This is a genomic window from Spirulina sp. LEGE 11439 (assembly GCF_059821285.1).
This window is the reverse complement of the sequence record NZ_JCAMRX010000002.1, coordinates 99,349-113,154: the sequence shown is the minus strand read 5'-3', so window position 1 is coordinate 113,154 and position 13,806 is coordinate 99,349. Positions and strand designations below refer to the sequence as shown.

Annotated in this window: 10 protein-coding genes; 5 read left to right on the top strand and 5 right to left on the bottom strand. The window is 46.4% G+C overall.

Features of this window, described 5'->3' with window-relative positions; genetic code table 11:
- On the top strand, positions 1–1,404 hold the full coding sequence (locus AC6RV6_RS01880; protein ID WP_500238774.1) for an NAD(P)(+) transhydrogenase (Re/Si-specific) subunit beta: 1,404 nt from the start codon (positions 1–3) through the stop codon (positions 1,402–1,404).
- A 139-nt stretch (positions 1,405–1,543) separates the two neighbouring features.
- Here AC6RV6_RS01880 and AC6RV6_RS01875 read toward each other — a convergent pair whose 3' ends face one another.
- Entirely contained in the window at positions 1,544–1,825 is a 282-nt protein-coding gene (locus tag AC6RV6_RS01875) for a XisI protein (RefSeq protein WP_500238773.1), read from the bottom strand.
- A 426-nt stretch (positions 1,826–2,251) separates the two neighbouring features.
- On the opposite strand from AC6RV6_RS01875, the gene AC6RV6_RS01870 reads away from it, so the two are divergent.
- A complete protein-coding gene (locus tag AC6RV6_RS01870; RefSeq protein ID WP_500238513.1) occupies positions 2,252–3,385 on the top strand; it encodes a glycosyltransferase in 1,134 nt (377 codons plus the stop codon).
- A gap of 115 nt (positions 3,386–3,500) precedes the next feature.
- On the opposite strand, the gene AC6RV6_RS01865 is transcribed toward AC6RV6_RS01870, so the two are convergent.
- Positions 3,501–4,838 carry an MATE family efflux transporter gene (locus AC6RV6_RS01865; protein ID WP_500238511.1) on the bottom strand — a complete coding sequence of 446 codons (1,338 nt, stop codon included), beginning with the start codon at positions 4,836–4,838 and terminating at the stop codon, positions 3,501–3,503.
- Between the two features lie 138 nt (positions 4,839–4,976).
- On the opposite strand from AC6RV6_RS01865, the gene AC6RV6_RS01860 reads away from it, so the two are divergent.
- Positions 4,977–7,772 (top strand): non-ribosomal peptide synthetase, encoded by a 2,796-nt coding sequence (locus AC6RV6_RS01860; RefSeq protein ID WP_500238509.1) that lies wholly within the window; start codon positions 4,977–4,979, stop codon positions 7,770–7,772.
- A 1-nt stretch (position 7,773) separates the two neighbouring features.
- Here AC6RV6_RS01860 and AC6RV6_RS01855 read toward each other — a convergent pair whose 3' ends face one another.
- The gene (locus AC6RV6_RS01855; protein ID WP_500238507.1) at positions 7,774–8,907 is read right to left on the bottom strand and encodes an acyl-CoA dehydrogenase family protein; all 1,134 of its coding nucleotides are present in this window, start codon (positions 8,905–8,907) and stop codon (positions 7,774–7,776) included.
- A gap of 3 nt (positions 8,908–8,910) precedes the next feature.
- Positions 8,911–9,150: an acyl carrier protein gene (locus AC6RV6_RS01850; RefSeq protein ID WP_500238506.1), complete on the bottom strand. Its 240-nt coding sequence runs from the start codon at positions 9,148–9,150 to the stop codon at positions 8,911–8,913.
- 93 nt (positions 9,151–9,243) lie between these two features.
- On the opposite strand from AC6RV6_RS01850, the gene AC6RV6_RS01845 reads away from it, so the two are divergent.
- Positions 9,244–10,554 carry a sulfotransferase family protein gene (locus AC6RV6_RS01845; protein WP_500238505.1) on the top strand — a complete coding sequence of 437 codons (1,311 nt, stop codon included), beginning with the start codon at positions 9,244–9,246 and terminating at the stop codon, positions 10,552–10,554.
- Positions 10,555–10,561: 7 nt separating this feature from the next.
- Here AC6RV6_RS01845 and nadC read toward each other — a convergent pair whose 3' ends face one another.
- Positions 10,562–11,425: a carboxylating nicotinate-nucleotide diphosphorylase gene (nadC, locus tag AC6RV6_RS01840; protein ID WP_500238772.1), complete on the bottom strand. Its 864-nt coding sequence runs from the start codon at positions 11,423–11,425 to the stop codon at positions 10,562–10,564.
- A gap of 107 nt (positions 11,426–11,532) precedes the next feature.
- On the opposite strand from nadC, the gene AC6RV6_RS01835 reads away from it, so the two are divergent.
- Complete coding sequence (locus AC6RV6_RS01835; protein WP_500238504.1) at positions 11,533–13,803, top strand: condensation domain-containing protein; 2,271 nt, start codon at positions 11,533–11,535, stop codon at positions 13,801–13,803.
- The last annotated feature ends 3 nt before the right edge of the window (positions 13,804–13,806 follow it).

The following is a 13,806-nucleotide window of genomic DNA, read 5'->3' as shown; positions in this document are numbered from 1 at the left end:
ATTGATGAATTTTTGCCCAGTGGCATTCAATTGAGCTATTTGTTAGCTGCTTCTTTATTTATTTTGGGTTTGAAAAAACTCGGTTCTCCCGCAACGGCGAGACAGGGTAACCAGTCGGCAGCGATCGGGATGTTACTGGCGGTTGTGGCAACGATGCTCGATCGCCATGTTTTGAGCTATGAAGTGATTCTGATCGGTATTGCCATCGGTTCGGCCATTGGCGCGATCGCGGCGTATAAAGTAGAAATGACGGCGATGCCCCAAATGGTGGGCATTTTTAATGGTTTGGGGGGAGCTGCCTCCGCGTTGGTGGCGATCGCGGAATTTTGGCGCGTCCTCAATGCAGGAGAAGCGCTTTCGGCCACTTCTCTCGTCACCATTCTTCTCGGCATTCTCATCGGTGGTGTCACCCTTACCGGGAGTTTTGTCGCTTTTGCCAAGTTGCAAGGCATCATGCCTGGAGCTCCGATTCAATTTCCCTTACAACAGGTTTTTAACGCCATCATCTTAATTGGCTTTCTCGCAGGAAGCGGTTATTTCCTCTTCGTACCGGGAAATCTGCCTGTTTTCTTCGCGTTAGTCGGTGTATCTCTGCTTCTTGGGATTCTCTTCGTCATTCCTATTGGTGGCGGCGATATGCCCGTAGTGATCTCCCTCTTGAACTCCTACTCTGGTTTAGCGGCGGCGGCGGCAGGTTTTGTCGTCAACAACAATATGTTGATTATTGCCGGTGCTCTGGTGGGTGCATCGGGGATTATCCTCACGAATGTTATGTGTAAGGGGATGAACCGCTCTTTAGCGAACGTTCTCTTTGCTGCCTTTGGTTCTGAAGCGGCGGCAAGTGGGAGTAGTGCTGCGGGAACAACCCTCGGTACAGTGAAAAGTATCGACTCAGAAGAAGGGGCGATGATGTTGGGCTATGCCCGTTCGATCGCGATCGTTCCCGGTTACGGCATGGCTGTTGCTCAAGCACAGCACGCGGTACGAGAATTGGCAGATCAGTTAGAAGGCATGGGAGTCGAGGTCAAATACGCCATTCACCCGGTTGCCGGACGGATGCCCGGACATATGAATGTATTATTGGCTGAGGCGAATGTTCCCTACACCCAGCTTTACGATATGGAGGACATCAATCCTCAATTCGATCAAACCGATGTTGCCTTAGTGATCGGTGCCAATGATGTCGTTAACCCGGCAGCACGACACGATAAAGGCAGTCCTATTTATGGAATGCCCATCTTAGAAGTCGATAAAGCCAAACATACTATTGTTATCAAGCGCGGCATGGGAACGGGTTTTTCTGGGGTTCAAAATGAACTCTTTTTCCAAGATAAAACCATGATGTTATTTGGTAGTGCCAAAGATGTCGTCGCCCAACTCGCATCGGAAGTGAAGCAGTTGTAACGCGATCGCTTTTCTATACGCACTATTTGAGTTACAGAGAACACCGAGAGAAACTTTGGTGTTCTCTGTATTTTTATAGCGATCGTATTTTTCCTTTGTGAAGTTCTTTTTATCTTCTGACGCAGAATGCGATCGCACCTCATGCAGATGTAGCTAAATTCTCTGTTCCATAACCAGTATAAGGTCTCTGGTAAGGTGGTAGCAACCCGATAATAATATCTTCTTTAGGAACTCCCATATTAACCAATTTTTCAGCAATATCCACCTCAGTCATATTACGCTGAATCCAAATTTTTCCTATTTTTATATCCAGATGAATAAAACAAGCATAAATTCGTTCGCGATCTTGCCAACCGACATCTAATAAGAGATAGCGATCTCGTTCCTTTATTGTCAGATAGTGCGATCGTGACTTTAAGATGTTTTGAAAGAAGGAGAAAAATATAAAAGTAAACCGAAAATAGCTGGAGAACTAGTTACGGAATTAGCTTCGACATTATTATCCATCGATTTTCTTCACTTAACTTTCCCTCAAATGATAGTTCAAATATTCGGGACTATTTTGCGACTTTTCGAGACATTTTCTTCGGGCAAATACAAGAGTTTTTCCATTTCACCTCTTTTTTCTCAATTTTTTTGGCGCTTTTGACTTCTCTGAGCCTTATTTCTCAACCTTTTTGCTTTTTTTCAGCAAGCCCTAATTATACGCAACCCAAATTCTCAAAAGCCGTACCTTGCCAAACAGAAAGTCTTGTTTGAGAGCGCGATCGCTGGTATTCATGTTTATAGTTTTGCCCGACAAATATTGAAAAACACCAACAGATAGCCTGATACCCTTAAATCAAATATGCGAATCGCACTGTTTACAGAAACGTTTTTGCCCAAAGTTGATGGCATTGTCACTCGCCTGCGCCATACCGTCGAACATTTAGAACGCAATGGCGATCGCGTCCTCGTCGTTTGTCCTCAAGGTGGACTCAAGGAATACAAGGGAGCAAAAATTTTCGGTCTTTCCTCGTTTCCTCTTCCCCTTTATCCCGAACTCAAAATCGCGGTTCCTCGTCCGGCGATCGGCAAGCAACTGGAGAAATTCAAACCCGATTTAATTCACGTGGTTAACCCAGCCGTTTTGGGGCTGGCGGGAATTTATTATGCGAAGATGCTGAATATTCCTCTGGTGGCTTCCTATCACACTCATTTACCCCAATATTTACATCATTACGGTCTTGGGGCATTAGAGGGATTTTTGTGGGAATTGCTGAAAGCGGGACATAATCAAGCACAGTTGAATTTATGTACGTCTTCGGTGATGGTGGACGAATTGCGGAGTCATGGTATCGAACGCTTGGATCTCTGGCAACGTGGGGTTGACACAGAAATGTTCCAACCTCATCTCGCTTCGGCTAAGATGCGCGATCGCCTTTCTCAAGGTCATCCCGATAGCCCTCTTTTGCTCTACGTGGGTCGAGTTTCTCCAGAAAAAGAAATCGAACAAATTAAGCCTATTTTGGAAGCCATTCCGGGGGCAAGGTTAGCGATCGTGGGGAATGGCCCTCACCGGGCTGCTTTAGAAAAGCATTTTGCGGGAACACCGACGAATTTTGTGGGCTATTTACACGGGTTAGAACTGGCTTCGGCATTTGCTTCGGCGGATGCGTTTGCCTTTACCTCGCGCACGGAAACTCTCGGACTGGTGGTATTAGAAGCAATGGCGGCGGGATGTCCCGTGGTTGCGGCGAACTCTGGAGGTATTCCCGATATCGTCACCGATGGGGTCAATGGCTATCTCTTCGATCCCCAAGACCCCAACGGCGCGATCGCGGCAACCCAACGCCTCTTAGCAGCCCAAAACGAACGAGAAACCCTCCGCGCCAACGCCCGCAAGGAGGCGGAACGATGGGGCTGGTCGGCAGCAACTCGCCAGTTGCAAGATTATTATCGTGCTGCGATCGAAGTTGAATCTTCTTCGGTAGCAGCTTAAACGGCAAATTATTTCTAATCAAAACCCCACCCGTCTAAGCGGTGGGGTCGTTTATTCTCGACCTGTTTTCCTTTTAACATTGCCTGAAGCGATCGCAATTCTATCTCGCAATTCTTTAGGTCAGCTCGGGCTGTTTGAGGGTCGTTGAGACTCCATTCCTCAAAACAACAACTCTTAAAGTCATATATGCACAAAGTGCCAGCCAAAGAAAATGAATATTGTGGACTTTGCAGGCTGTAATGGCAAGAGGAATAAACCCTAACGTAACGCCAAAAAAAGCAGCATTCCGCAACATCTTTCCTTCTGTAAACCCGGCAAAATAACCATCTAGCATAGACCCCAAAATACTAAAGACCAGTAAGGGCAGCAACCAGAGGAGATAATGCTTTAATTCGTTAATGATTTCTAGATGATTTGTTAAGAGGCTAAAGAGAGGTTGGGGGAGAATAATGAAGAGTAGCGCGATCGCCCCACCGAGACTTGAACTCGTAATCGTTGCAATCTGCAAGAGAGACCCAAAATTTTGCCTGTTGCCTTGTCCGTGAAATAATCCCGATAATCGTTCTGTTGTAAAGCTCAAGCCTTCAGCACAATAGAGGGTTATCATCAGCACCTGAAACAGGAGAGCATTGATGGCGATTACCGTTTCTCCAAAAGTTGCGCTGATTTCCATGAAGGCAGCGAGGGTTAATGTACTCACGATCATCCGCATCCAAATATTACTGTTGAGAGTCAGCAACGATCGCATTGCCGTCCAGTCAAATATTTGGGATAAAGTGAGAGAAACTTCCAATAACCACCGTTCTCGTGCAACGAAGAAAAGAGCCAACAAGAGCAAGAGATATTGACTCGCTGCTGTCGCAATGCCGGCTCCCGCACTGGCTAAATCCCATCGATAAATCAGCCAATAATCCAACAAAATATTGACCCCATTGGCGATCGCTGAAAGCAAGAGAACTTTACCATTTTGCTCCCGTCCCAAGAACCAGCCAATCAAAACCAAATTCAATAGAACGGCAGGCGCACCCCAAATTCGGGTATTAAAATAATCTTCTGCTGCCAGTTTTACCCCGGATGAGGTGTCGAGAATTGCCAGTCCGATGACTTGTAACGGGTGTTGGAGCAGTAGAATGAGAACGCCCAGCCCCAAGGCGATCGCCCCATTGCGGAATAAAATTGCTGCAACTCCATTGAGATCGTCTTGCCCTTCCCCTCGAGCGGTCGGCCCGGTCGTTCCCATCCGCAGGAAATTGCAATTTCGATAGATAACATTGAAAATAACGGTAGCTAAGGCAACTCCAGCAAGATAGCGAATGTCTGCAAGATGACCTAAAAACATCATGTCTACTAACCCAGCGAAAGGAATCATAATATTCGAGAGAATATTGATTCCTGCTAGGCGCAGAAAACGAAGATAAATGGCCTCTGACTGTTCGTTAGAAATATATGTCATGAGTTAGGAGGCATGGGAGTTGTGGGACTCAGGATGAATTTGCGATCGAGAATAGATGAAATCGCTGAGGAGCAACTATCATTATGAAGTCAGAAGCTCGAAAATCCAATCATTCTAAATTAAATTTCAGTTCTCAAAATGGCAACTAATAATCGCGAAAATGATGAGTCGCTGCCACTTTTCAAGGAACGCGAAGCACAAGTATTGAATCAAAATCAACCCGAGGCACGAGTTGTTAAAGAGCCACAGGAGGGCGATCGCAGTCCAGAAAACTCCCTCGCATATTGGCAGCAACAGTTAGCCGATTTGCCCCTCGTCTTGGAACTGCCCACCGATCGCTCTCGAGGGGTATCGACACTATTTGAGGCGAGTTGCGAGCCTTTTGCCCTCGATAGAAACTTAACTGAAACATTACAATCTAGCCGTCAACGAACGGGAAACAAGCGATACGCGATGGGGATAGCCGCATTCGCGAGCTTGCTCTATCGCTACTCGGGACAAGAAGATATTTTAATTGGAACTGTTACCAAGAATGCGATCGCCCCAGAAGACAGGCAAAGCAATAACGATCGCGATCGCCACTCTGACAATTTTCTCGTACTGCGATTCGATCTAGCAGGCAATCCCACGGTTACAGAACTGTTGGAGCAAGTTCAGCAAGTGACTTTAGAGGCTTATACTCATAGAGATTTACGTTTCGATCGACTGGTCAAACACCTCCAACCCGACGCAGATTTAAGCTGCAATCCTCTGATGCAAGTGGGGTTTGACTGGCTTGCGGAACGCCCGAACTGCGATCGCCAAGACAATGAACCTGTAGAATCTAACTCTGATGCGAGCAACATTAAGCTCGATTTAAGGCTGCATCTTTGGGAAGAGTCCGATTCCCTCAAGGGTGAGATTGTCTACGATCGGAATTTATTCGCTCCTGCCACGATCGCTCGTATGATAGGACATTATCAGGTATTGCTTGCGGAGATCGCCGCCCGATCGCAACAGCGTATCGGCGATTTACCCCTGTTAACGGCAGCCGAACGGCATCAGTTATTGGAGAAATGGAACGAGACCCAAATTGAACAGAGCGATCTCGTCAGCATTCGCGAAGGGTTTGAGAGACAAGTCGAGGGAACTCCCAATGCGATCGCCGTTATTTTTGCCGATCGCCAATGGACTTATCGAGAACTTAACAGCCGCGCCAATCAATTAGCGCATTTCTTGCAAAACTCGGGGGTGAAACCGGAAGTTTTAGTCGGAATTTGCATGGAGCGATCGCTAGAAATCCTTATTGGTATCCTTGGTATTCTCAAAGCTGGCGGGGCTTACATGGCGTTAGATCCGAATTATCCCGTAGAGCGCTTGGCTCTGATGTTAGAGGATACACAAGCTCCCGTATTGTTGACCCAGCAAGGCTTAATCGATCGCCTTCCCGAGCATAACGCCCGAGTGGTTTGCCTTGATGCAGATTGGGACGAAATCGCCCGAGAGAGCAATGAGAATCCCAGCAAAATAGAGACTCGAGATTCTCTGGTCTATGTCACTTACACATCCGGTTCGACGGGAAAGCCCAAAGGCATTGCCATGTCGCAACGTCCCCTTGTGAATTTATTGGCTTGGCAGTTTCATCATTACGAACTGACGGAAGGGATGAAAACGCTACAATTGGCTTCTTTGAGCTTTGACGTGTCCTTTCAAGAAATTTTTTCCACTTGGCTTTCCGGAGGTACCCTCGTGATGATTCCTTCGGAAGCCTTGCGACGGGATGTCGTGGGTCTCTCTCGTTTTATTAGCGATCGGGGCATTGAGAGATTATTCATTCCCGCACCAGCACTGCGACAGCTTGCGGAAGGATTTTTCGTACACGAACAATTCCCCTTGCAGTTGAAATACGCGATCGCGGGATCCGAGCAACTCCAGATCGATCGCGCGATCGCGGACTTATTCGCCCGAGTCGAAACCTGCTCTTTACACAACGAATACGGGCCGTCAGAGACCCACGTGGTTACCATTTTCGATCTTCCCTTATCTCCCAGTCAATGGCCCGATCGCCCGCCCATCGGTCGCCCGATTTTTAATACCCAAATTTACCTGTTAGATTCCCATTTACAACCGGTTCCGATTGGCATTCCGGGGGAAGTTTATATTGGTGGTGCGGGTTTAGCCCGAGGCTATCTCAACCGTCCGGATTTAACCGCAGAACGATTCATTCGCGACTGGTTGAGCGAGAATGAGGGAGCGCGTCTTTATAAAACCGGAGATTTAGCACGCTACTTACCTGATGGGAATATTGAGTACCTCGGTCGCATCGACCATCAAGTTAAGATTCGCGGCTTTCGCATCGAACTCGGAGAAATCGAGACGGTTTTAAGCCAACATCCTCAAGTGCGAGAGACAGTGGTTGTCGTCCGTGAAGATATACCAGGTCATAAACGTTTGGTTGCTTATGTCGTCCTGTCTCGAAAAGAAACTTCAGCGATCGGGGAACTGCGCCAATTTCTCGCGCAGAAATTGCCAGATTACATGATACCGTCTGCTTTTGTTTTGCTAGATATTCTACCCCTCACGCCCAACCGGAAAGTAGACCGAAAAGCACTTCCCACTCCCGCAAAAACGCGACCGGAACTGCGAGAAACCTATACGGATCCTCGGACTCCAAAGGAGAAGAAACTAGCTAAGATTTGGCAACAAATTCTCGATCTAGAACCGATCGGGATCGATGATAACTTTCTCGAATTAGGGGGAGATTCCCTACTGGCAACGCGAATTATTGCCCGGATTCGAGACGAATTTCGGCTAGATATTTCTTTAGATAGTCTCTTAGAAGAACCAACAATCGCCAAACAAGCCGAACGCATTGACACGCTCCATTGGCTCGCGCAAAATCAGCAAATCTCTTCAGAAAACTTAGAAGGCGATCGCGAAGAAGGCGAATTATAATTTAATTCTCCTGATAGCCATAATCGGGAATAATGGTTTGTAAAAGTTGCGTACTTCCTTCCACAATTTCCATAATTTTAGCATCTCGCCAATATCGCTGAACGGGATAATCACTGCTACAACCATAGGAACCGTGAATTTGAACGGCATCGCTGGCAATTTTTGTCACCATTGTCGAGGCAAAATATTTGGCAATCAGGGTTTCCATAATCGAACGCGGATCGTTGTTGGCTTTGAGATATCCTGCTTGATAACAGAGAAGTCTTGCAGCTTTGATCTTGACAATGGCCTCGGCGATCATTTGTTGAATAAGCTGGTAGTCTTTCAGGGGACGACCGAACTGTTTTCTCTGACGGGTATACTGAAGGCTGGCTTCCAAGCAAGCGCGAGCGATGCCGACACAACCCCAAGCCACGCTGTATCGGGCGCGATCGAGGGCGGTATAAGCTACATAAGATAAGCCAAAACCGGGCTTACCAATGAGATTGTCTCGTGGAATTCGGCAATTTTCCAAATGCACCCGAGCGAGCATTGCCGCTCTCATGCCGACCATGCCAGAAATGGGTTCAATGGATAGTCCGGGGGTATTCTTTTCGACGAGAAAGGCAATGGGAAGACCTTCAGATTTAGCAAATACTAAAAAAACGTCAGCAATCTGTCCGTAGCTACTCCATCTTTTTTGTCCATTTAAGATATAAGAATCTCCTGAAAGTGTTGCTGTTGTTTCAATATTTTGCGTATCGCTACCGGCATTTTCTTCACTCAAACAGAAGCCGGGGAGTGCTTCGCCAGCAGCCAATTTAGGTAGCCAATCTTCTTTTTGCGCTTTGCTTCCCCATCTTGCTAAAGCAGTTGAAACCATGCCGCAAACCACGAATAAACTTTGCACTGATGCGGAACCGCGTGCGATTTCTTCATTTAAGAGTCCGTAAGCGATCGCTTCTAATTCGCTACCTCCATAATTTTTGGGAATGGTCGTCCCTAAATATCCCTTTTGAGCAAGCTTATTAATGAGTTCTCGCGGCGTGCGTTCTTCTCGGTCAAATTCATCGGCATAAGGAACGATTTCCTCATCCACAAAGTTTTTAAACTCTTCTCTGGCTTGTTGTTGCCGCTCTGTTAATTCTAGTTTCATAAGTTAGCGATCGCGTTTTTTCTTTTCGACCAAAGTGGTTAGAGTGTTTACAGTTCTGAGATTATCCAGATCGAGATCTTCTGTTTCCAGAACAATTTGGAACTCTTTTTCGAGAAAAAGAACGAGCTGCATGGAAAACATAGAAGTAAATCCTAAAGAAAAGATATCTTCATCATCGGATAATTCAAGATCGTCTAAAAACTTTAAGAGGTAGAATCTAATTTTCTTTTTAGTTTCTTCCATCTAAAAACTCCTTATTACTGACATAAATAATTATACAATATATATTGTTACAGACAAGTTATCATCAACGATCGCGAAACACTGTATTTAACAATGAATATTAATTTTATTGCCCCGCAGACCTCGATACAAAAGCAACTTGCCGAACTGTGGCACGATATTTTAGAGACAGAGCTTGGTATTCACGATAGCTTTTTTGAACGAGGGGGGGACTCTCTCAAAGCAACAATATTTTTTAACCGCTTCCAAGAAAAATTTGGCGGCATTTTTTATATTGTGTCCCTCTTTGAAGCGCCAACCATTGCCGAGTTTGAAACTTATCTCCATCGGCATTACCCAGAAGTGGCAGCGAAAATGTTGGGTCAAAATGCAAGCCGGGTCATTCCTCAAAGTGGCGATCGCGTTACCCTCGATAAAATTGCTCGCTTGCAACAGGCGATCCGCAAGCGATCGCCGAGACAAGACAGCATCTCTACTCAGAATCCTAAAGCGATTTTTATTCTCTCAGCCGCACGTTCTGGCTCGACCCTATTGCGAATTATCCTCGGCGGACACCCGCAGTTATTTGCCCCGCCTCAGCTTTGCTTGTTGCAGTTTAATACCCTCGCCGAACGAAGAGCCGCGCTAGGGGGAGAGTATAGTTTTTGGAGAGAGGGGACGATCCACGCAATTAAGCAAATCGAGGACTGTAGCAGCGAAGAAGCCGAAAGGTTAATGCAGCAGTGGGAAGACCGAAAGTTGACCGTGCAAGAATTTTATAACTGGCTGCAACAGCAACTTAAAGACAAAATCCTTGTAGATAAAACCACAACCTATGCTTTCGATCGAGAAACATTACAATGTGCCGAGACGGACTTTGAAAATCCACTTTACATCCATCTGCTACGCCATCCTTACGGTGCGGTCCATTCCTTTGAGGAAGCAAAACTCGATCTAACGCTACATCCGTTTATCCCCAAACTTAAGGAGGATAATTTTGCCTCCTTCACCCGACGAGAATTGGCCGAAATACTTTGGTTTAATAGCAATCAAAATATTGTGGATTTCTTAGAGGATATTCCCTCGCATCGCCATTATCGCCTGCGGTTTGAAGATTTGGTGACTCATCCCGAAACGACAGTCAAAAATCTTTGTCAATTCTTGAGTCTGGACTTTCATCCCCAGATGTTACAACCCTATGAAGATAGCAAACAGAGAATGACTGAAGGTTTGCACTCGGCATCGAGAATGCTGGGAGATCTCAAATTTTATGCTCACCACAAGATTAATGCTGAAGTTGCGTCTCGGTGGCAAGAACATTATTTTGTTGATTTTCTCGGCGATATTACTCAAAAACTGTCAGCTAAGCTCGGATATAGCGAAACAATTGCCGATTTGGGAGGACGGGAAGAAGGAGAAATATAGTTAATATCTAAAACTTCTGACTGAGATCCAACCATGTCGATCGCGTAATTGGCGCACTACTAGAAATGTAATCCACGCCCGTTTCCGCTACAGTTCGGATATTATCTAAAGTCACGTTACCCGAGGCTTCAATTTTAACGCGATCGCTTTTTGCACGAATCTTCTGCACGGCCTCTCGCATCATTTCTGGGGTCATATTATCGAGCATGATAATGTCGGCTTTATAGGCCAACGCTTCCGCAACCTGCTCGAGGGTTTCTGTCTCCACTTCAATAGTTAGGGGATAAGGAATGCGATCGCGAATTTGTTCGATCGCATTCCCGATTCCTCCCGCAACGGCAATATGATTATCTTTAATTAACACCGCATCATCTAAACCCATGCGTTGATTGCCCGCACCACCAACTCGAGTGGCATATTTTTCCAGCAACCGCAGTCCGGGGGTCGTTTTGCGCGTATCCACCAACTGAGCGGGTAAATCGGCAATCCGAGCCACATATTGACTCGTCAGAGTGGCAATACCGCTCAATCGCATGGCTAAATTGATGGCTACTCGCTCTCCCATGAGTAAAGCATTGAGATGTCCTTGAATTTCAGCAATAACTCGTCCGCGATCGCACTGTTGACCTTCGGCAACTGTGGCCACAAATTTAACTTCCTTATCGAGTAAATGAAATACTCGTGCGGCGATCGGCAACCCGGCCACGATCCCCGCTTCCTTGACCAGCCAATGCGCCTGAAAAATCTGAGAATCCGAGACAACGAGACCTTCAGTCGTGCGATCGCCGCGTCCGATATCTTCTAAAAGCCAGTTTTCTAGCAGGCGATCGAGTAGCAAAAAGGGTGGCAATACAGCCGTCAAGGTTTTCATCCCGTTAATTTTCATCAAACTAAAGCAATCGATTCAATTGAGCCTACTATAAAATTGTATGCAGTCAATGTAAAAATACTCTTTAAAATTGTTTGTAATTAGGTGAAATGGAAAAATCTATTAGTAAGTTTTTATCTCGCCTGCACGAGCTAGACGTGAAATTGTGGGTTGAAAGCGATCGCTTAAAATATAGCACCCCCAAGGGAGTCATGACCGCCGAATTGCGTACCGAGTTAGTCGCCTATAAAGCAGAAATTATTGCGTTTTTGCAACAGGTGAATGCTGACTTGAATTCTCCTATCGAACCCATTCAAACTGTATCGAAAGATGGAAATTTGCCTTTATCTTTTGCTCAAGAACGGTTGTGGTTTCTCGATAACCTAGGGAATAAACGCGGCACCTACAATATGCCCTCAGCACAACGTCTGAAAGGACCGCTCGACATTACAATACTCGAGAGGACAGTTGCGGAAATCCTGCGGCGACACGAGGCTCTGCGGACAACCTTCAAACGCATAAGATTCTCGGCAGTCCAAGCGATCGCGCCAACCCTTGCGATTGATATTCCCATCGTAGATTTACAGGAGTTCTCGCCCTCAAACCGCGATTCATTGGATGCTGAGATACAAAGATTAATGCAAGCAGAAATTCAGTGTCCTTTCGATCTCGCTCGAGATCCTTTAGTGCGAATCCTCCTACTCCGCCTCGATGAAGAGGAGCATATCTTATTAACCGTTATGCACCATATCATTAGCGATGCTTGGTCAGTGGGGGTATTTATGCAAGAACTATCCGTTCTCTATCAAGCCTTTGCATCCGGACAGCCTTCGCCCTTACCAGAACTCCCCATTCAATATGCAGATTTTGCCCACTGGCAGAGACAATGGCTTGACGGCAAGATTCTCGAACATCATCTGAACTATTGGCAGCAACGGCTTAGAGGTAAAATTGCCCCCCTAGAACTTCCCATCGATCGCCCTCACTCTTCATCCCCAACCAATCGAGCCGCCAGCAAACCCTTAGCGATATCGTCGCCACTCGTTCGCCCTCTCAAAAGCCTTTCCCAGCAACAAAAAAGCTCTCTATTCATCGTCTTGCTGACAGCATTTAAGGTATTGCTGCATTGCTATACGAGTCAAGAAGATATGCTGGTTTGCTTTCCTATATCGGGACGCAACCGAACTGAAACGGAGGGGTTAATTGGCTACTTTAACAATATTTTAGTCAGCAGGACTGACTTATCGGGAGATCCCAGTCTCCAAACCTTAATGAAACGGGTGCGTCAGGTTGTTTTTGAGGCTTATAAGCATCAAGATATCCCCTTTCAGAAAATTGGCGAGCTTCCCAATCTCGTCCGCACTCCTCTGTCGCGAGCCATGTTTGCCCTCCAAAATACCCCCAAGCGAGTGCTAGAGATTCCCAGTATGCAAGCCAATTCTCTCGAGGTTAGCAATAGCAAAGCCGACTTCGATCTGTACTGGATTCTAGAAGAAAAAGGAGAGGAATTAACGGGGGTGTTACACTACAACGCCGATTTGTTTGAGGAGAAGACGATCGCCGAACTCGCGGACAATTATCAGATTGTATTAGAACATCTCATTACCAACCCCGATCGCGCTTTATCCTCTTTGCCTTCGTTCCCACAAACCCCCTCCAACGAGCTGGAAGTGCGATCGCAACCTTGGGACTCTCTGATCCCGATTAAACCCAGAGGCTCTAAAAAACCCCTGTTTCTCATTCACGATGGCTTGGGTAGAACGGTCTTGTATTTGAACTTAGCTCGTCATTTGGACGCAGAACGACCCGTTTACGCATTGCGACCTTACGGTTGCGAGGAAAACCCCGTTCTGCATAGGAGAGTGGCAGAAATGGCGGCTCATTACAAGGAAAGAATTTACAGCGTTCAACCCCAAGGACCTTACGCGATCGCAGGTTTGTCTTTTGGTGGACTTATTGCCTTCGAGATTGCCCGACAAATACAGGCTGAAGGTCAACGGGTAGACTTCGTGGGACTTCTCGATTCTCTTGACATTGAAGAACTCAGACAAGTGGGAGCGAGAACATTTCCCCAAGAGTTAATTCAACAAAATCCCGCGATACACGATCGCCTGCCAGAACTCATTCGAGAATACGTTCCCCGAGTTTATTTGGGTAAAGTCACCCTCTTCCGAGCCAGTCAGGGGGAAGAACTCGACCAGCCCAATCGAGAAAGAACCAATAACCTGCTATTTGGCTGGGAGCAATGGGCAACAGAGGGTGTTGAAGTACATGACGTTCCGGGGGGTCACTATACGCTGCTTCAAGACCCTCACGTCCGAGTTTTGGCTGACAAATTGGAGATTTGTTTTCAAGGAGTCGAGACCCTCTCAAGGGATTGAAAA